The organism is Streptomyces sp. NPDC107521 (assembly GCF_055598485.1).
Genome location: NZ_JBVKAT010000010.1, coordinates 1 through 19,694, shown reverse-complemented (window position 1 = coordinate 19,694; position 19,694 = coordinate 1). Strand labels below are relative to the sequence as shown.

The 19,694-nt window shown below is 71.8% G+C and carries 16 protein-coding genes and 1 pseudogene; 15 read left to right on the top strand and 2 right to left on the bottom strand.

Annotation, left to right across the window (positions count from 1 at the left end):
- The 3 genes from secF to relA all read left to right on the top strand — a co-directional run bounded on the left by secF (position 1) and on the right by relA (position 4,368).
- Entirely contained in the window at positions 1 to 1,128 is a 1,128-nt protein-coding gene (gene secF, locus ACZ7LB_RS16840) for a protein translocase subunit SecF (protein ID WP_471468897.1), read from the top strand.
- Positions 1,125 to 1,664 (top strand): adenine phosphoribosyltransferase, encoded by a 540-nt coding sequence (locus tag ACZ7LB_RS16835; RefSeq protein ID WP_161228206.1) that lies wholly within the window; start codon positions 1,125 to 1,127, stop codon positions 1,662 to 1,664. Before secF ends, ACZ7LB_RS16835 begins: the two co-directional genes overlap by 4 nt.
- Positions 1,665 to 1,827: 163 nt before the next feature.
- A complete protein-coding gene (gene relA, locus ACZ7LB_RS16830; protein WP_471468895.1) occupies positions 1,828 to 4,368 on the top strand; it encodes a GTP pyrophosphokinase in 2,541 nt (846 codons plus the stop codon).
- A gap of 66 nt (positions 4,369 to 4,434) precedes the next feature.
- Here relA and ACZ7LB_RS16825 read toward each other — a convergent pair whose 3' ends face one another.
- Together ACZ7LB_RS16825 and ACZ7LB_RS16820 are read right to left on the bottom strand one after the other, a co-directional pair.
- Positions 4,435 to 5,664 carry a DUF349 domain-containing protein gene (locus ACZ7LB_RS16825; protein ID WP_471468893.1) on the bottom strand — a complete coding sequence of 410 codons (1,230 nt, stop codon included), beginning with the start codon at positions 5,662 to 5,664 and terminating at the stop codon, positions 4,435 to 4,437.
- 133 nt (positions 5,665 to 5,797) lie between these two features.
- Positions 5,798 to 6,628, bottom strand: coding sequence for a peptidylprolyl isomerase (locus tag ACZ7LB_RS16820; protein ID WP_471468892.1), 831 nt, complete (start codon positions 6,626 to 6,628; stop codon positions 5,798 to 5,800).
- A 181-nt stretch (positions 6,629 to 6,809) separates the two neighbouring features.
- On the opposite strand from ACZ7LB_RS16820, the gene ACZ7LB_RS16815 reads away from it, so the two are divergent.
- From ACZ7LB_RS16815 to ACZ7LB_RS16760, 12 genes and pseudogenes are all read left to right on the top strand, one after another.
- Positions 6,810 to 7,517: an MBL fold metallo-hydrolase gene (locus tag ACZ7LB_RS16815; RefSeq protein ID WP_161228213.1), complete on the top strand. Its 708-nt coding sequence runs from the start codon at positions 6,810 to 6,812 to the stop codon at positions 7,515 to 7,517.
- An 11-nt stretch (positions 7,518 to 7,528) separates the two neighbouring features.
- Entirely contained in the window at positions 7,529 to 8,791 is a 1,263-nt protein-coding gene (gene hisS, locus ACZ7LB_RS16810) for a histidine--tRNA ligase (protein WP_471468890.1), read from the top strand.
- 308 nt (positions 8,792 to 9,099) lie between these two features.
- Positions 9,100 to 9,762, top strand: a complete 663-nt coding sequence (locus tag ACZ7LB_RS16805; RefSeq protein ID WP_161228216.1) for a vitamin K epoxide reductase family protein — start codon at positions 9,100 to 9,102, stop codon at positions 9,760 to 9,762.
- A gap of 63 nt (positions 9,763 to 9,825) precedes the next feature.
- Complete coding sequence (locus ACZ7LB_RS16800) at positions 9,826 to 11,181, top strand: replication-associated recombination protein A (RefSeq protein ID WP_471468888.1); 1,356 nt, start codon at positions 9,826 to 9,828, stop codon at positions 11,179 to 11,181.
- 294 nt (positions 11,182 to 11,475) lie between these two features.
- Positions 11,476 to 12,090, top strand: a complete 615-nt coding sequence (gene rpsD / locus ACZ7LB_RS16795) for a 30S ribosomal protein S4 (protein WP_161228220.1) — start codon at positions 11,476 to 11,478, stop codon at positions 12,088 to 12,090.
- A 222-nt stretch (positions 12,091 to 12,312) separates the two neighbouring features.
- Positions 12,313 to 12,750: a DUF948 domain-containing protein gene (locus ACZ7LB_RS16790; protein WP_161228222.1), complete on the top strand. Its 438-nt coding sequence runs from the start codon at positions 12,313 to 12,315 to the stop codon at positions 12,748 to 12,750.
- Between the two features lie 7 nt (positions 12,751 to 12,757).
- On the top strand, positions 12,758 to 13,108 hold the full coding sequence (locus tag ACZ7LB_RS16785; RefSeq protein WP_471468886.1) for a hypothetical protein: 351 nt from the start codon (positions 12,758 to 12,760) through the stop codon (positions 13,106 to 13,108).
- A complete protein-coding gene (alaS, locus tag ACZ7LB_RS16780; RefSeq protein ID WP_471468885.1) occupies positions 13,108 to 15,780 on the top strand; it encodes an alanine--tRNA ligase in 2,673 nt (890 codons plus the stop codon). Before ACZ7LB_RS16785 ends, alaS begins: the two co-directional genes overlap by 1 nt.
- Before the next feature lie 7 nt (positions 15,781 to 15,787).
- On the top strand, positions 15,788 to 16,252 hold the full coding sequence (gene ruvX, locus ACZ7LB_RS16775; RefSeq protein ID WP_471468884.1) for a Holliday junction resolvase RuvX: 465 nt from the start codon (positions 15,788 to 15,790) through the stop codon (positions 16,250 to 16,252).
- 128 nt (positions 16,253 to 16,380) lie between these two features.
- Entirely contained in the window at positions 16,381 to 18,282 is a 1,902-nt protein-coding gene (gene mltG / locus ACZ7LB_RS16770; protein ID WP_471468882.1) for an endolytic transglycosylase MltG, read from the top strand.
- Positions 18,263 to 19,102 (top strand): shikimate dehydrogenase, encoded by an 840-nt coding sequence (locus ACZ7LB_RS16765; RefSeq protein WP_471468880.1) that lies wholly within the window; start codon positions 18,263 to 18,265, stop codon positions 19,100 to 19,102. The genes mltG and ACZ7LB_RS16765 overlap by 20 nt, the downstream gene beginning before the upstream one ends.
- Positions 19,103 to 19,498: 396 nt before the next feature.
- A pseudogene (locus ACZ7LB_RS16760) lies at positions 19,499 to 19,694 on the top strand (hypothetical protein); the annotation flags it as partial.

The window sequence follows — 19,694 nt, the reverse complement described above, 5'->3', positions numbered from 1 at the left end:
ATGTCGAAGCTCGGCAACCTCGGCGCACGCCTGCACCATGGCGAGATCAGCTACGACTTCATCCGCAACCGCAAGCTCTGGTACGGGATCTCGATCCTGATCACCATCACGGCGATCGTCGGCCTGTCGGTCCGCGGTCTCCACATGGGCATCGAGTTCCAGGGCGGCGCGGTCTTCACCACCCCGAAGAAGATGAGCGCCTCGGTGGCCCACGCCGAGGAACTCGCGGAGAACGCCTCCGGCCACGACGCGATCGTCCAGAAGCTCGGCGACGGCAGCCTGCGCATCCAGATCTCCGGCATCGAGACCGGCAAGTCGGACGACATCAAGGAAGCGCTCGCCAAGGACCTGAAGGTCGACGCGGAGAAGATCAACGCCGACCTCGTCGGCCCGAGCTGGGGCGACCAGATCGCCAACAAGGCCTGGCAGGGCCTCGGGATCTTCATGGTCCTGGTGGTGATCTACCTGGCCATCGCGTTCGAGTGGCGGATGGCCGTCGCCGCCCTGGTCGCGCTGGTCCACGACATCACCATCACGGTCGGTGTCTACGCCCTCGTCGGCTTCGAGGTCACCCCCGGCACGGTGATCGGCCTGCTGACCATCCTCGGCTACTCGCTCTACGACACCGTCGTGGTCTTCGAGAGCCTCAAGGAGCAGTCGAGGGACATCACCAAGCAGTCCCGCTGGACCTACAGCGAGGTCGCCAACCAGTCGATCAACGGAACCCTGGTGCGCTCCATCAACACCACCGTGGTCGCCCTGCTGCCCGTCGCCGGCCTGCTCTTCATCGGCGGCGGCTTCCTCGGCGCGGGCATGCTCAACGACATCTCGCTCTCGCTCTTCGTGGGCCTCGCGGCCGGCGCCTACTCGTCGATCTTCATCGCCACGCCGCTCGTCGCCGACCTCAAGGAGGCCGAGCCGCAGATGAAGGCCCTCAAGAAGCGCGTCCTCGCCAAGCGCGCCCAGGGCGGCGCCAAGGACGGGGGCGAACCGGCACCGGCACCCGCCGGGGCCGGCCACGGCGACAGGGACGAGGACGAGGTGGCCGCAGCCGCGGTCGTCGGTCCCCGCAGCCAGCCCGCATCCCGCGGCAGAGGCCGCGGACGACCCTCGGGGAAGCGCCGATGACCGACATCCGGGACCTGCTGCTCAGCCGTATCCGGGACGTGGCCGACTATCCGGCCCCGGGCGTGGTGTTCAAGGACATCACGCCGCTCCTGGCGGACCCGGCGGCCTTCTCGGTGCTCACCGACGCCCTCGCGGACGTCGCCCGGCGCACCGGCGCCACCAAGGTCGTCGGACTGGAGGCCCGGGGCTTCATCCTGGGCGCCCCGGTCGCCCTGCGGGCCGGCCTCGGCTTCGTCCCGGTGCGCAAGGCGGGCAAGCTCCCCGGAGCCACCCTCGGCCAGTCCTACGACCTGGAGTACGGCTCCGCCGAGATCGAGGTGCACGCCGAGGACCTCGCCGTCTCCGACCGGGTCCTGATCGTCGACGACGTGCTCGCCACCGGCGGCACGGCCGAGGCGTCGGTCCAGCTCGTCCGACGGGCCGGGGCCGCCGTCGCGGGCCTTGCCGTCCTGATGGAGCTGGGCTTCCTGAACGGCCGGGCCCGGCTGGCGCCGTCCCTGGACGGGGCCCCGTTGGAGGCGCTGCTCCTCGTCTGACGGCCGCCGGAGGCGGGCACCGGAGGAATCCGGCGCCCGCCTCTGGTGTTATCCGTACCGGAGCCCCCCACAATGGCCTGAAGGCGATGCTCGGGCACGGGATCGCTACGATGGGGTATCCGGAGCCTGACCGGGGGACCCGGATCGCGCACGAGGAGTCCTCTTGCCAGACGAGGCCCAGCCACTGACCGCCGCCAAGCCCGAGTCCGTCTCGGCAGCCGCGGCGAAGCCCGCACCGAGCGCGCCGCACGCGAAGAACGACCTCCGCGGGCCCATCGAGCACGCCCGGTCGGCGCCGGTCGACAAGCCCGCCGACGAGCAGTCGCGGCCCAAACCCGCCCCGCCCGAGCGCGACCGGAACTCGCCCGTCGTCCGCGCCCCCGCCGGGCAGCCCGCCCGCTCCGGCTCCTCCAACCGCGTCCGCGCCCGGCTGGCCCGCCTCGGGGTCCAGCGCGCCAACCCGTACAACCCGGTCCTGGAACCCCTGCTGCGCATAGTGCGGGGCAACGACCCCAAGATCGAGACGGCGACGCTGCGCCAGATCGAGCGCGCCTACCAGGTCGCGGAGCGCTGGCACCGCGGCCAGAAGCGCAAGAGCGGCGACCCGTACATCACCCACCCGCTCGCCGTCACCACCATCCTCGCGGAACTGGGCATGGACCCCGCCACCCTGATGGCCGGGCTGCTCCACGACACCGTCGAGGACACCGAGTACGGCCTGGAGGACCTGCGCCGCGACTTCGGCGACGTGGTGGCCCTGCTCGTCGACGGCGTCACCAAGCTGGACAAGGTCAAGTTCGGCGAGGCCGCGCAGGCCGAGACCGTCCGCAAGATGGTCGTCGCCATGGCCAAGGACCCCCGCGTCCTGGTCATCAAGCTCGCCGACCGCCTGCACAACATGCGCACCATGCGCTACCTCAAGCGCGACAAGCAGGAGAAGAAGGCGCGCGAGACCCTGGAGATCTACGCGCCGCTCGCCCACCGCCTGGGCATGAACACCATCAAGTGGGAGCTGGAGGACCTCGCCTTCGCGATCCTCTACCCCAAGATGTACGACGAGATCGTCCGCCTGGTCGCGGAGCGGGCCCCCAAGCGCGACGAGTACCTGGCCGTCGTCACCGACGAGGTCCAGCAGGACCTGCGCTCGGCCCGGATCAAGGCGACCGTCACCGGGCGCCCCAAGCACTACTACAGCGTCTACCAGAAGATGATCGTCCGCGGCCGGGACTTCGCGGAGATCTACGACCTGGTGGGCATCCGCGTCCTCGTGGACACCGTCCGCGACTGCTACGCGGCGCTCGGTACCGTGCACGCGCGGTGGAACCCGGTCCCCGGCCGGTTCAAGGACTACATCGCGATGCCCAAGTTCAACATGTACCAGTCGCTGCACACCACGGTGATCGGCCCCGGCGGCAAGCCCGTCGAGCTCCAGATCCGCACCTTCGACATGCACCGCCGCGCCGAGTACGGCATCGCCGCGCACTGGAAGTACAAGCAGGAGGCCGTCGCCGGCGCCTCCAAGGTGCGCACCGACGCCCCGAAGTCCTCCGGCAAGGACAAGGACGCCATCAACGACATGGCGTGGCTGCGGCAGCTCCTGGACTGGCAGAAGGAGACCGAGGACCCGGGCGAGTTCCTGGAGTCCCTGCGCTTCGACCTCTCCCGCAACGAGGTGTTCGTCTTCACCCCCAAGGGCGATGTCATAGCGCTCCCCGCCGGGGCGACCCCGGTGGACTTCGCCTACGCCGTCCACACCGAGGTCGGCCACCGCACCATAGGGGCGCGCGTCAACGGCCGCCTGGTGCCGCTGGAGTCCACCCTGGACAACGGCGACCTGGTCGAGGTCTTCACCTCCAAGGCGGCCGGCGCCGGGCCCTCCCGCGACTGGCTCGGCTTCGTGAAGTCGCCGCGCGCCCGCAACAAGATCCGGGCCTGGTTCTCCAAGGAACGCCGGGACGAGGCGATCGAGCAGGGCAAGGACGCCATCGTCCGCGCCATGCGCAAGCAGAACCTCCCGATCCAGCGCATCCTGACCGGCGACTCCCTGGTCACCCTGGCGCACGAGATGCGGTACTCGGACATCTCCGCGCTGTACGCGGCGATCGGCGAGGGCCATGTCTCGGCGCCCAACATCGTGCAGAAGCTCGTCCAGGCGCTCGGCGGCGAGGAGGCCGCCACCGAGGAGATCGACGAGTCGGTCCCGCCCGCCCGGGGCCGCGGCCGCAAGCGCCGTACCAACGCCGACCCCGGGGTCGTCGTCAAGGGCGTCGAGGACGTGTGGGTCAAGCTGGCCCGCTGCTGCACCCCGGTGCCCGGCGACCCGATCATCGGCTTCGTCACCCGGGGCAGCGGCGTCTCCGTCCACCGCAGCGACTGCGTCAACGTGGACTCGCTCTCCCGTGAGCCCGAGCGCATCCTCGAAGTGGAGTGGGCGCCGACCCAGTCCTCGGTCTTCCTGGTCGCCATCCAGGTCGAGGCACTGGACCGGTCCCGGCTGCTGTCCGACGTCACCCGGGTCCTGTCCGACCAGCACGTCAACATCCTCTCGGCGGCCGTGCAGACCTCCCGCGACCGGGTCGCCACCTCCCGCTTCACCTTCGAGATGGGCGATCCCAAGCACCTCGGACACGTCCTCAGGGCCGTCCGCGGCGTGGAGGGCGTCTACGACGTCTACCGGGTCACCTCGGCCCGAAGGCCCTCGTAGCACCGCGTACGCGTGGGGCCCCGCACCGATCGGTGCGGGGCCCCACGCGTACGCGGCGGCGGGGGATCAGCCGCCGAACTCCTGCAGACCCTTGAGCGCCTGGTCCAGCAGGGCCTGGCGGCCCTCCAGCTCACGCGCCAGCTTGTCGGCGCGGGCGTTGTTGCCCTGGGCGCGCGCCTGCTCGATCTGCCCGGCGAGCTTGTCCACCGCGGCCTGGAGCTGCCCGGTCAGGCCCTCGGCACGCGCGCGCGCCTCCGGGTTCGTCCGGCGCCACTCGCTCTCCTCGGCCTCCTGGAGGGCCCGCTCGACGGCGTGCATCCGGCCCTCGACCTTCGGCCGCGCGTCGCGCGGCACGTGCCCGATGGCCTCCCAGCGCTCGTTGACCGAACGGAACGCGGCACGGGCCGCCTTCAGATCCGTCACCGGGAGCAGCTTCTCGGCCTCCCCGGCCAGCTCCTCCTTGAGCTTGAGGTTCTCCGACTGCTCCGCGTCCCGCTCGGCGAAGACCGAGCCGCGGGCGGCGAAGAACACGTCCTGGGCGCCGCGGAAGCGGTTCCACAGGTCGTCCTCGTGCTCGCGCTGCGCGCGGCCCGCCGCCTTCCACTCGGCCATCAGGTCGCGGTAGCGGGCGGCCGTCGTCCCCCAGTCCGTGGAGTTCGACAGGGCCTCGGCCTCCGCGACCAGCCGCTCCTTGATCCGGCGGGCGTCCTCGCGCTGGGAGTCGAGCTGCGCGAAGTGCTGCTTGCGCCGCTTGGAGAACGCCGAGCGGGCGTGCGAGAAGCGGTGCCACAGCTCGTCGTCGGACTTGCGGTCCAGCCGCGGCAGGCCCTTCCAGGTGTCCACCAGGGACCGCAGCCGCTCGCCGGCCGCCCGCCACTGGTCGGACCGCGCCAGTTCCTCGGCCTCCGCGACCAGCGCCTCCTTGGCGCCGCGCGCCTCGTCGGACTGCTTGGCCCGCTGGACCTTGCGCTCCTCGCGGCGCGTCTCCACCAGCTCGGTGAGCCTGTCCAGCCGCGCTCCGAGCGCCTCCAGGTCGCCGACCGCGTGGTGCGCGTCGACCTGCTCGCGCAGATGACCGACGGCGGCCGTGGCGTCCTTGGCCGACAGGTCGGTGGTCCTCACCCGCTTCTCGAGGAGGCCGATCTCCACAACCAGGCCCTCGTACTTGCGCTCGAAGTAGGCCAGCGCCTCCTCGGGGGAGCCGGCCTGCCAGGAACCGACGACCTTCTCGCCGTCGGCCGTACGCACGTACACGGTCCCCGTCTCGTCGACGCGGCCCCACGGGTCGCTGCTCACAGCGCCTCCTCCACATGATGCCTGCGGAGGGCTTTGCTCCCCCGGGCATCGTCCACAGTTTCGTCACCGCCAACATAGGCGAACGACAGGTGGCCTGTCCGCATCCCGCGAACCGAAATTTCGCAGCGTGCGGTCAGGATTTCGCGACCGTCGCCTTGTTGATCACCACCGTCGCGTTGGGCGCGGTCATCCCCGTCGTGGGGTCCGCGGCCTGGGACCCGGCGGCGGAGATCTTCTCCAGGACCTTCATGCCGCCCGCGCCCACGGTGCCGAACGGGGTGTAGTTGGGCGGCAGCGGACTGTCCTTGTAGACCAGGAAGAACTGGCTGCCGCCGGTGTCGGGCTGGCTGGTGTTGGCCATCGCGACGGTGCCCGCCGGGTAGGTGTCGCCCTTCAGGCTCGGGTCCTTCAGGTTCTCGTCCGGGATGGTGTAGCCCGGGCCGCCGTTCCCCTTGCCCGTCGGGTCGCCGCACTGGAGGACGAAGATGCCCTCGGTGGTGAGCCGGTGGCACGGCGTGTGGTCGAAGTAGCCCTTGCCGGCGAGGAAGTCGAAGGAGTTCACCGTGCGCGGCGCGTCCTTCGCCTTGAGCGCGATGTCTATGTCACCGCAGTTCGTCGCCAGCTTCATCGTGTAGTCCGCCGACTTGTCGATGGCCAGCGCCGGCTCCTTCTTCCAGGTCAGCTTCGCGGCCCCGCCCCCGGCCGGCTTGTCGCAGGGGTCCGGCGCCTTGCTGGTGGGCACCGTGCTCGGCGTCACCTCGGCGCTCGTCGTCGTCTTGTCGTCGTCGCCCTTGAGGGCACCCGTCGTGTAGAGCGCGACACTGCCGATCAGGACGACGCCGAGCACCGACGCGACCACCGCGTTGCGGGTGCGGGCCTTGCGGCGCGCGGAGGTGCGTCGCTGCTGCTGCCGCAAGAACTTCTCCCGGGCGAGCTGACGCCGCCGCTGCTCCTGGGTGACCACCGGGTTCTCTCCTCATGCGTCGTGGATACCGACCGGCACGCGTGCGGACGGACGGGCCGACCGCCCGCGTGTAGCCCGTACCGTATAGGGGTTCGCTGAGGAAACGGCACCGCCGGTAGTCTCTGACCACGGGCGCGGCCGTCCGCAGCGCCGCCCCTGCCGACCCAAGCGAAGGACGAACGTGCTGATTGCCGGGTTCCCCGCAGGCGCCTGGGGGACGAACTGCTATCTCGTCGCCCCCGCCGCGGGCGAGGAGTGCGTGATCATCGACCCCGGCCACCGGGCCGCCGAGGGAGTCGGGGAAGCGCTCGCCAGGCACCGTCTCAAGCCCGTCGCCGTCGTCCTCACGCACGGCCACATCGACCATGTGGCCTCGGTCGTCCCCGTCTGCGGGGCGCACGGCGTACCGGCGTGGATCCACCCCGAGGACCGGTACATGATGAGCGACCCCGAGAAGGGCCTCGGCCGCGCCATCGGCATGCCGCTGATGGGCGAGCTGACCGTGGGGGAGCCGGACGACGTCCACGAGATGACCGACGGCACGACGCTGGAGCTGGCGGGGCTGGAGCTGACGGTCGCGCACGCGCCGGGCCATACCAAGGGGTCGGTGACCTTCGGGCTGCCCGAGGCGGCGGACATCCCGCCGGTGCTCTTCTCGGGCGACCTGCTGTTCGCCGGCTCCGTCGGACGCACCGACCTGCCCGGCGGCGACATGGCCGAGATGCTCGACTCGCTGGCCCGCGTGTGCCTGCCGCTCGACGACTCGACCGTGGTGCTGTCCGGCCACGGCCCCCAGACCACCATCGGCCAGGAGCGCGCCACCAACCCGTATCTGCGGCAGGTGGCCTCCGGCCAGGGAGCCCCCGGGGCTCCCCGACGAGGAATGTGACGAAAGCTTCCGTGAGCACCTTCAAGGCCCCCAGGGGCACGTACGACCTGCTGCCGCCGGACTCCGCGACGTACCTGGCCGTCCGCGAGGCCATCGCCGCCCCGCTGCGCGCCTCCGGCTACGGCTACATCGAGACGCCCGGTTTCGAGAACGTCGAACTGTTCGCCCGCGGGGTGGGCGAGTCCACCGACATCGTGACCAAGGAGATGTACGTCTTCGAGACCAAGGGCGGCGACCGGCTCGCCCTGCGCCCGGAGACGACGGCCCCCGTGCTGCGCGCCGTCCTGGAGGCCAACCTGCACAAGGCCGGCAACCTGCCGGTCAAGGTCTGGTACTCGGGCTCCCAGTACCGCTACGAGCGCCCCCAGAAGGGCCGCTACCGCCACTTCTCCCAGGTCGGCGCCGAGGCCATCGGGGCCGAGGACCCCGCCCTGGACGCCGAGCTGATCATCCTCGCCGACCAGGCGTACCGCTCCCTGGGCCTGCGCGGCTTCCGCATCCTGCTCAACAGCCTGGGCGACAAGGAGTGCCGTCCCGTCTACCGGACCGCCCTCCAGGACTTCCTGCGCGGCCTCGACCTCGACGAGGAGACCCTGCGCCGCGCCGGGATCAACCCGCTGCGCGTCCTGGACGACAAGCGCGCGGACGTCCAGCGGCAGCTCACCGGGGCCCCCCTGCTGCGCGACTACCTGTGCGACGCCTGCAAGGCGTACCACGAGGAGGTCCGCGAGCTGATCACCGCGGCGGGCGTGGCCTACGAGGACGACCCCCGGCTGGTGCGCGGCCTGGACTACTACACGCGCACCACCTTCGAGTTCGTCCACGACGGCCTCGGCTCGCAGTCCGCGGTGGGCGGCGGGGGCCGCTACGACGGGCTGTCCGAGATGATCGGCGGCCCCGCGCTGCCGTCCGTCGGCTGGGCCCTCGGCGTCGACCGCACCGTCCTCGCCCTGGAGGCCGAGGGCATCGAGCCGGACGTCCCCGCGACCACCTCCGTCTTCGCCGTGCCGCTCGGCGAGGAGGCCCGCCGGATCCTGTTCGCCAAGGTCACCGAACTGCGCAGGAACGGCGTCGCCGCCGACTTCGCCTACGGAGGCAAGGGGCTGAAGGCGGCCATGAAGGCGGCCAACCGCTCGGGCGCCCGCTACGCGCTGGTGCTGGGCGAGCGGGACCTCGCGGACGGGGTCGTCCAGCTCAAGGACATGGAGTCCGGCGAGCAGACCGCGATCGGCGTGAACGAGGTCGTCGCGGAGCTGGAGTCGCGGCTCGGCTGACCCGCGCCGGAACCGGCGCCCGGCCGCCGCCCGGGCGGCCGGGCCCACCGTGCCGTCCCGGCTTCCGGTGCCGCCCGGGCTCCCCGTGCCGCCCCGTTCCCCGGGGCGGCACCGCCGTCCGGGCCCCGGCCGGGAGCGCGGCTCCTCGCCCGTGTGTGCGCCCGGCGAACGGGCGTCGGTCCCGCCCCGAGCCCTGGGGGCGATCGCCGGTACGTTCTTATGAAGAACGAACGGTGGGCTCACAGGCACGTCCGGCACAATGGCCCTGCCCGAAGCAGGTCCCGACCCCGAACGACGGAATCGGTGTGATGAGCAAGACGACAGTGAAGGATGCCTCCACCGTGGCAGAGCCAGCGCCGGACCCCACCACCGGCCGTTCGCGCACCGAGGGCGGCAGCCGAGCCCTCGCCCTGCTGTTGATCATCACCGGCGCGGCGGGCCTGCTCGCCGCGTGGATCATCACGATCGACAAGCAGAAGATCCTCGAGGCCAAGATCGCCGGCACCACGTTCACCCCCGGCTGCAGCCTCAACCCCGTCGTCTCCTGCGGCAACATCATGGAGAGCGAGCAGGCGTCCGTCTTCGGCTTCCCCAACCCGCTGCTCGGGCTGGTCGCCTACGGCATGGTCGTCTGCGTCGGCGTGACCCTGCTCACCGGCGCGCGCTTCCCGCGCTGGTACTGGCTCACCTTCAACGCCGGCTGCCTGTTCGGCGTCGGATTCGTCACCTGGCTCCAGTTCCAGTCCCTGTACCGGATCAACTCCCTGTGCCTCTGGTGCTGCCTGGCCTGGGTCGCCACCATCGTGATGTTCTGGTACGTGACCTCGCTCAACATCCGCAAGGGCTTCCTGCCCGCGCCCGGCTGGCTGCGCTCCTTCTTCGGCGAGTTCACCTGGGTGCTGCCCGTGGTGCACGTCGGCATCATCGGCATGATGATCCTCACCCGCTGGTGGGACTTCTGGACGAGCTGACGGACGGGCCGGTCCCGGGACCGGCCCGACCCGTTGTCGGCGGTGTCGCTTAGGGTTCAGGACGTGGAGCCCGACCTGTTCACCGCCGCAGCAGAAGAACGCCAGGAGAAGGACCCGGCCGGCAGCCCCCTCGCCGCCCGGATGCGGCCGCGCACCCTCGACGAGGTCGTCGGCCAGCGCCATCTCCTCAACCCCGGCGCCCCCCTGCGCCGCCTCGTGGGGGAGGGGGCCGCCGGGCCCGCCGGCCCCTCCTCGGTGATCCTCTGGGGTCCGCCCGGCACCGGCAAGACGACCCTCGCCCACGTGGTCTCCAGGGCCACCAACAAGCGGTTCGTGGAGCTGTCGGCCATCACCGCGGGCGTCAAGGAGGTCCGCGCGGTCATCGACGGCGCCCGCCGCGCGGTCGGCGGCTACGGCCGGGAGACCGTCCTCTTCCTCGACGAGATCCACCGCTTCAGCAAGGCCCAGCAGGACTCCCTGCTCCCGGCCGTCGAGAACCGCTGGGTCACCCTGATCGCCGCGACGACGGAGAACCCGTACTTCTCGGTGATCTCCCCGCTGCTCTCCCGCTCGCTCCTGCTCACCCTCGAACCGCTCACCGACGACGACGTCCGGGACCTGCTCCGCCGGGCCCTCGCCGACGAGCGGGGCCTCAAGGGCTCCGTCACCCTGCCCCCGGACACCGAGGAGCACCTGCTGCGTATCGCCGGCGGCGACGCCCGCCGCGCCCTGACGGCGCTGGAGGCCGCCGCCGGGGCCGCCCTGGACAAGGGCGAGGCGGAGATCACGCTGACCACGCTGGAGGAGACGGTCGACCGCGTCGCGGTCGCCTACGACCGCGACGGGGACCAGCACTACGACGTGGCCAGCGCCCTGATCAAGTCCATCCGCGGCTCCGACGTCGACGCCGCCCTGCACTACCTGGCCCGGATGATCGAGGCCGGCGAGGACCCCCGGTTCATCGCCCGCCGCCTGATGATCTCCGCCAGCGAGGACATCGGCCTCGCCGACCCGAACGCGCTGCCCCTCGCGGTCGCCGCCGCCCAGGCCGTCGCCATGATCGGCTTCCCCGAGGCCGCCCTCACCCTCAGCCACACCACCATCGCCCTGGCCCTCGCCCCCAAGTCCAACGCCGCGACCACCGCCATCGGCGCCGCCCTGGACGACGTCCGCAAGGGGCTGGCCGGACCGGTCCCGGCCCATCTGCGCGACGGCCACTACCGGGGCGCGGGCAAGCTCGGCCACGGCAAGGGCTACGTCTACCCGCACGACCTGCCCGAGGGCATCGCCGCCCAGCAGTACGCGCCGGACGCCCTGGCCGGGCGGACCTACTACACGCCCACCCGGCACGGTGCCGAGGCCCGGTACGCCGACGCCGTCGAATGGACCCGGGGGCACCTCGGTCGCAAGGGGTCCTGAGCGGCCTGTAGAATCGCCCGGAGCGCCGAGTCCCGTGCCGTCAGAACGGGACATCCGGCCGGAGCCCCCAGCGGGCTCCAGGAGCGTCGCGCACCGTCGAACGGTGTCGCGGGCAGCCCACCACCCCCGGGGCATCCCGGACGGCCGGTGGGCCACTCGCGTGCTGCACGTATGTGCCCAGACCAGGGAAGCGGCTGCCCGACGGGTCCCTCGTGGCCCCGCGGGTTCTCCCGGCTGCGGATGCGACCTCCCTCAACCCTGACAAGCCGGAAACCCAGAAAAGAGACACAGACAGTGGCGAACCAGTCCCGCCCCAAGGTCAAGAAGTCGCGTGCGCTCGGCATCGCGCTGACCCCGAAGGCCGTCAAGTACTTCGAGGCCCGCCCCTACCCGCCGGGCGAGCACGGCCGCGGCCGCAAGCAGAACTCGGACTACAAGGTCCGTCTGCTGGAGAAGCAGCGTCTGCGCGCGCAGTACGACGTGAGCGAGCGCCAGCTCGTCCGCGCCTACGAGCGTGCCGCCAAGACCACCATGAAGACCGGTGAGGCCCTGGTCATCGAGCTGGAGCGCCGTCTCGACGCCCTGGTCCTGCGGTCGGGCATCGCCCGCACCATCTACCAGGCCCGCCAGATGGTCGTCCACGGCCACATCCAGGTCAACGGCCAGAAGGTCGACAAGCCGTCCTTCCGCGTCCGCCCGGACGACGTGGTGCAGGTCCGCGAGCGCAGCAAGGACAAGACGCTCTTCACCATCGCCCGTGAGGGCGGCTTCGCCCCCGAGGGCGAGACCCCGCGCTACCTCCAGGTGAACCTCAAGGCCCTGGCGTTCCGCCTGGACCGCGAGCCGAACCGCAAGGAGATCCCGGTGATCTGCGACGAGCAGCTCGTCGTCGAGTACTACGCCCGCTGATCCAGCCGGACGCAGTACCACCCGGTGGTGCCTCGGCCCGCCGTCCCCCGCCCTCCCGGCGGGCGGGGCGGCGGGCTTCGCCGTCCCCCGCCCGGGACCGGCCGCCCCGCGGATCGCGCGGCGCCCCGGCCGGAATCCGGTACGGAGTCCGGTGCCCGGCGCGATAGGCTCGGTGCACGACTTTCTCGATGTTCAGGCACGTTTCCAGGGAGCGGGTGCGCGGTGTCCGGTGGTGAGGTGGCCGGGATCCTGGTGGCCGTCTTCTGGGCGATCCTGGTCTCCTTCCTCGCCGTCGCGCTGGCGAGGCTGGCCCAGACGCTCAGGGCGACCACCAAGCTGGTGGCGGACGTGACCGACCAGGCCGTCCCGCTGCTGTCCGACGCCTCCTCCGCGGTGCGCTCGGCGCAGACCCAGCTCGACCGGGTCGACGCCATCGCCTCGGACGTGCAGGAGGTCACCTCCAACGCCTCCGCCCTGTCGACCACCGTGGCCTCCACCTTCGGCGGGCCCCTGGTGAAGGTCGCGGCCTTCGGCTACGGGGTGCGCCGCGCCCTCGGCGGACGCCGGGAGGCGGCGGCCCCCGCCCCGGAGCCCCGGCGCACCGTGATCGTCGGCCGTACGCTCGGCGCCGGGCGACGCACCAAGCGGAAGAAGGACTGACGCAGGGATGTTCCGCCGTACGTTCTGGTTCGGCACCGGCGTCGCCGCCGGTGTGTGGGCCACCGCCAAGGTCAACCGGAAGCTCAGGCAGCTCACCCCCGAGAGCCTCGCCGCGACCGCGGCGAACAAGGCGCTCGACGCGGGCACCCGGATCAAGGACCGCGCGGTGGGCTTCGCCCTCGACGTCCGCGACAACATGGCCCAGCGGGAGGCCGAACTCGGCGACGCGCTCGGGATCGGCGCCCCCGTCGACCGGGAGCTGCCCGCGCCCCGGCACTACGCCGTCATCGAGAACCGCAACGACCCGACGTACGCCGACCGCACGACGTACCCGCACAACCGGAATGAGGACCACTGATGGAGTCGGCCGAGATCCGCCGCCGCTGGCTGAGCTTCTTCGAGGAGCGCGGTCACACCGTCGTCCCTTCGGCGTCGCTCATCGCGGACGACCCGACTCTGCTGCTGGTCCCGGCCGGCATGGTGCCCTTCAAGCCCTACTTCCTGGGTGAGGTCAAGCCGCCGTTCGACCGCGCCACCAGCGTGCAGAAGTGCGTGCGCACGCCCGACATCGAAGAGGTCGGCAGGACCACGCGCCACGGCACGTTCTTCCAGATGTGCGGCAACTTCTCCTTCGGGGACTACTTCAAGGAAGGCGCCATCACCTTCGCCTGGGAGTTGCTCACCGGCTCCCGGGACAAGGGCGGCTACGGCCTGGACCCCGAGCGCCTGTGGATCACCGTCTACCAGGACGACGACGAGGCCGAGCGCATCTGGCACGACGTCGTGGGCGTCCCCACCGAGCGCATCCAGCGCCTCGGCAAGAAGGACAACTACTGGTCCATGGGCGTCCCCGGCCCCTGCGGTCCCTGCTCCGAGATCAACTACGACCGCGGCCCCGAGTTCGGCGTCGAGGGCGGCCCGGCCGTCAACGACGAGCGGTACGTGGAGATCTGGAACCTCGTCTTCATGCAGTACGAGCGGGGCGAGGGCATCGGCAAGGAGGACTTCGAGATCCTCGGTGAACTGCCGAGCAAGAACATCGACACCGGCCTCGGCCTCGAGCGCCTCGCCATGATTCTGCAGGGCGTGCGGAACATGTACGAGATCGACACCTCCATGGCGGTGATCGACCGGGCCACCGAGCTGACCGGCGTGGCCTACGGCGACGCCCACGCCTCGGACGTCTCGCTGCGGGTGGTCACCGACCACATGCGCACCTCCGTGATGCTCATCGGCGACGGCGTCACCCCCGGCAACGAGGGCCGCGGCTACGTGCTGCGCCGCATCATGCGCCGCGCCATCCGCAACATGCGGCTGCTCGGCGCCACCGGGCCGGTCGTCAAGGACCTGATCGACGTGGTGATCACCATGATGGGGCAGCAGTACCCCGAGCTGATCACCGACCGCGAGCGGATCGAGAAGGTCGCCCTCGCCGAGGAGAACGCCTTCCTGAAGACGCTGAAGGCCGGCACCAACATCCTCGACACCGCCGTGAGCGACACCAAGGCCGCCGGGGGCTCCGTCCTCGCCGGTGACAAGGCCTTCCTGCTCCACGACACCTGGGGCTTCCCCATCGACCTCACCCTGGAGATGGCCGCCGAACAGGGCCTCTCCGTGGACGAGGACGGCTTCCGGCGCCTGATGAGGGAGCAGCGGGAGCGCGCCAAGGCCGACGCCCGCGCCAAGAAGACCGGCCATGCCGGGACGGGCGCCTACCGCGAGATCGCCGACCGGGCCGGGGCCACCGACTTCGTCGGCTACTCCGACACCGAGGCCGAGTCCACCATCGTCGGCATCCTCGTCGACGGTGTCTCCTCGCCGGCCGCCACCGAGGGCGACGAGGTCGAGATCGTCCTCGACCGCACCCCCTTCTACGCCGAGGGCGGCGGCCAGATCGGGGACACCGGCCGGATCAGGGCCGACTCGGGTGCCGTCATCGAGGTCCGGGACTGCCAGAAGCCCGTCCCCGGCGTCTACGTCCACAAGGGCGTCGTCCAGGTGGGCGAGATCACGGTCGGCGCCAAGGCGCACGCCTCCATCGACGGGCGGCGCCGCAAGGCCATCGCCCGCGCCCACTCGGCCACCCACCTGACCCACCAGGCCCTGCGCGACGCCCTCGGCCCGACGGCCGCCCAGGCCGGTTCGGAGAACCAGCCCGGCCGCTTCCGCTTCGACTTCGGCTCCCCGGCCGCCGTTCCGACGGCCGTGATGACCGATGTCGAGCAGAAGATCAACGAGGTGCTCGCCCGCGACCTGGACGTGCGCGCCGATGTCATGGGCATCGACGAGGCCAGGAAGCAGGGGGCCATCGCGGAGTTCGGCGAGAAGTACGGCGAGCGGGTCCGCGTCGTGACCATCGGCGACTTCTCCAAGGAGCTGTGCGGCGGCACCCATGTGCACAACACCGCCCAGCTCGGCCTGGTCAAGCTGCTGGGCGAGTCCTCCATCGGCTCCGGGGTGCGCCGCATCGAGGCCCTGGTCGGCGTGGACGCCTACCAGTTCCTCGCCCGTGAGCACACGGTCGTCGCCCAGCTCCAGGAGCTGGTCAAGGGCCGCCCGGAGGAGCTGCCGGAGAAGGTCTCCGCCATGCTCGGCAAGCTGAAGGAGGCCGAGAAGGAGATCGAGCGGTTCCGCGCCGAGAAGGTCCTCCAGGCCGCCGCCGGTCTCGCCGAGTCCGCCCGGGACGTGCGGGGCGTGGCCCTGGTCACCGGCCGGGTCCCGGACGGCACCACCGCCGACGACCTGCGCAAGCTGGTCCTGGACGTGCGCGGCCGCATCCAGGGCGGGCGGGCCGTGGTGGTGGCCCTGTTCACCACGGCCAACGGCCGGCCGCTCACCGTCATCGCCACCAACGAGGCGGCCCGGGAGCGCGGGCTCAAGGCCGGTGAGCTGGTGCGCACCGCCGCGAAGACGCTCGGCGGCGGCGGTGGCGGCAAGCCCGACGTCGCCCAGGGCGGCGGCCAGGACCCGGAGGCCATCGGGGAGGCCGTCGCGGCCGTCGAGCGCCTCGTCGCCGAGACCGCGAAGTAGGCGGACGATGCGCAGAGGACGCCGCCTCGCCATCGACGTCGGGGACGCCCGGATCGGGGTCGCCTCCTGCGACCCCGACGGGATCCTGGCCACCCCGGTGGAGACGGTCCCGGGCCGCGACGTCCCGGCGGCCCACCGCCGGTTGCGGCAGCTGGTGGAGGAGTACGAGCCGATCGAGGTCGTCGTCGGGCTCCCGCGTTCCCTCAAGGGCGGCGAGGGCCCGGCCGCGGCCAAGGTCAGGGGCTTCGCCCAGGAGCTGGCCCGGGGCGTCGCGCCGCTGTCCGTGCGGCTGGTCGACGAGCGGATGACGACGGTCACCGCGAGCCAGGGGCTGCGCGCCTCCGGGGTGCGGTCCCGGAAGGGCCGCGCGGTCATCGACCAGGCCGCCGCCGTGATCATCCTCCAGCAGGCCCTCGAATCCGAACGGGTGTCAGGTGAGGCACCCGGCGAGGGCGTCGAAGTGGTCATGTGATCGCGATACGGTAACGTTCCGCGCGATGCGGCAGTGTTCGAACAGCCGCCGCTCAGCAAGAGACGGAACGGGAGCGGGCCACCAGGATTCGGCCGCTCACACCGCCGCCTCGCGGCTCTAGGGGATCGATGACCGAGTATGGCCGGGGCCAGGGCTCCGAACCGTGGCATCCGGAGGACCCGTTGTACGGGGACGGCGGATGGGGGGGACAGCAGGCCCATCCGGACCCGCAGTCCCCCTACGGCGGCGGCCGGCCACAGGACTATCCGCAGCAGCCCCAGCAGCCGCAGGCGCAGTACGAGGCCTGGGGCGACGGCGGGCAGCCGTACGACCCCTACGGGCAGCAGCACCCCGGGCAGCACCAGGGCGCGCCGCAGCCCGGACAGCAGCATTCCGGCCAGGGGTACGACCCCTACGGGCAGCAGGGATACGACCAGGGCGGCCAGTACGGGCAGCAGCCCCCGGGGCAGCAGCAGTACGACCCGTCGCAGTACGACCCGCGGTACGGCTCCCCGGCGCAGAACCAGCACGGCCACGACGGCGGCTGGGACGGCGGGGGGCACCAGGGCGGCCACCCTCCCGCAGCCCACCCCCAGGCCCCCGGGCCGCATCCCGGTGCCGCCTACCCCGGCGATCCCTCCGACCCCTACGGGCAGCAGGGCGCCGACTACGGGACGGAGCGGCCGGACCGGTACGGCACCCAGGAGGCGTATCCGCCGCCCGAGCCGCCGGGCCGCCGCCGCGCCGAGCCCGCGCCGGAGCGGCGGGACGAGTGGGAGGACGGGCCGGAGGGCGAGGAGCACGCCTTCTTCGCGGACGGCGACACCGACGACCGCGACCGCCGCCGGGCCTCCGGCGGCGGGGACGACGACGGGGACGACGGTCCGCGCGGCGACGGCCCCCGGGGCGGCGGCCGGGGCGAGCGCCGGGGCCGGGGCGCCCGGCCCAGGAAGCGCCGCAACGGCACGGCCTGCCTGGTGGTCTGCCTGGTCCTCGGCGGCGGCGCCGCGGGCGTCGCCTACTTCGGCTTCCAGTTCTACCAGGACCGCTTCGCGGCCGACCCGGACTTCGCGGGCGAGGGCAACGGCGAGCAGGTCATGGTCACCATCCCCAAGGGTGCCGGGGGCTCCGCGATCGGCCAGGAGCTGAAGCGGGCGGGCGTAGTCAAGAGCGTGGACGCCTTCGTCGCCGCCCAGCAGAGCGACCCGCGCGGCAAGAGCATCCAGGACGGCGTCTACACGCTGCAGAAGGAGATGTCGGCCAAGAGCGCGGTCGAACTGCTCCTCAGCCCGCGCAGCCGCAGCAACCTGATCATCGCCGAGGGCCGCCGCAACGTCGCCGTCTACAAGGACATCGACAAGCGCCTCGGTGTGAGCGAGGGCACCACCGCCGCCGTCGCCAAGAAGGAGTGGAAGAACCTCGGGCTGCCCGACTGGGCGCAGAACCACAAGGACGTCAAGGACCCGCTGGAAGGATTCCTCTTCCCGTCCAGCTACTCCGCGGCCAAGGGCCAGCAGCCCGAGGACGTGCTGAAGCAGATGGTGGCGCGCTCCAGCGAGAAGTACGAGCAGCTCGGCCTGGTGGAGAAGGCCAAGGACCTCGGTCTGGACGGACCCTGGCAGCTGCTGACCGTGGCCAGCCTGGTGCAGGCCGAGGGGAAGACCCACGACGACTTCCGCAAGATGTCCGAGGTCGTCTACAACCGCCTCAAGCCGACCAACACCGAGACCAACCAGAAGCTCCAGTTCGACTCGTCCTTCAACTACCTGATGGGCCAGAGCAAGATCCACATCAGCCAGTCCGAGATCAACACCAACCCGGACCCGTACAACACCTACTACCACCGGGGCCTGCCGCCGGGTCCCATCGGCAACCCGGGCGACGAGGCGTTCCAGGCGGCGCTGGACCCGACCGAGGACGGCTGGATCTACTTCGTGGCCACCGACGGCCTGAACAAGACCGAGTTCGCCAAGACCCACTCCGAGTTCCTGAAACTGAAGGACAAGTTCAATGCCAGCTCGGGCAACTGACCGCCGCCGCGCCGCCGTGCTCGGCTCCCCGATCGCCCACTCCCTCTCGCCGGTCCTGCACCGCGCCGCCTACGCCGAGCTGGGGCTCGACCACTGGTCGTACGACGCCTTCGAGGTGGACGAGCGGGCGCTGGAGGACTTCGTCGGGAAGCTGGGCCCGGAGTGGGCGGGGCTGTCGTTGACGATGCCGCTCAAGCGGGCGGTGATCCCGCTGCTGGACGGGGTCAGCGGGACGGCCGCCTCGGTGGACGCGGTGAACACCGTGGTGTTCGGCGAGGACGGTCGCCGCACGGGTGACAACACCGACATACCCGGCATGGTCGCGGCCCTGGCCGAGCACGGCGTCGAGCAGGTGGAGAGTGCCGCCGTCCTGGGCGCCGGCGCCACCGCCTCCTCCGCCCTGGCCGCCCTGGCCCGCGTCTGCACCGGTGAGATCGCCGTCTACGTCCGCAGCCCCGAGCGCGCCGCCGAGATGCGCGGCTGGGCCGAACGGCTGGGAACCGAGGTGCGCGTCGTCGACTGGGCCCGCGCCGAGGAGGCGCTGAGCGCCCCCCTGGTGGTGGCCACCACCCCGGCCGGCAGCACCGACGCGCTCGCCACCGCCGTACCGGAGCGGCCCGGCACCCTCTTCGACGTGCTCTACGACCCCTGGCCCACCGCTCTCGCCGCCCGCTGGTCGGCGCACGGCGGCGCGGTGGTCGGCGGTCTCGACCTGCTGCTGCACCAGGCGGCGCTCCAGGTGGAGCGCATGACGGGCCGTTCCCCCGCCCCCCTGGCGGCCATGCGGAAGGCCGGCGAGCGCGCCCTGGCGGAACGCTAGTGACCTGAGTCAGAGATATCCGGGTAGCTCTCGCGAGCTGCCCGGCGTGCCGGAGGCCGAATGTCGGCAGGCCGGGCCGGATCTGTCGGCCGCACGGCATCCGGCTGATGGCCGCGATCTGACGAAGAATCTCTGACTCAGGTCACTGGGGCCTCTCGTTCGGATCATGCCGGGCTCGCGGGGTCCGGCCCGATCCAAACGAAAGACCCCGGGACGCCGCGCCGCCCGCCGCCGCGCCCGGCCGGGCCCCCTGGCGCGGGCACCGGTGGTGTCCGCCCCGGTCGCCCGGGCCGCGCCCCCGGACCGGGGGAGCGCGGGCGCCGGTCCCTCCGGCGACGTTCCCCGCTCGTCCGCCAGATGGACCGGCCGCCGGATCCGCCGGCCGGACGTGGGAGGATCGGACCCGGCGGGCCGGGGCCGCGCACCGGTCGAGCCGTCGCCGTACGCGAGCAGACGCGTACGCAGGGATTACCGGGGCGCGAGCACGGAGGAGCACCGTTGAGCAGGTTGCGCTGGCTGACGGCGGGGGAGTCGCACGGTCCCGCACTGGTGGCGACGTTGGAGGGGCTTCCGGCCGGGGTGCCGGTGACCA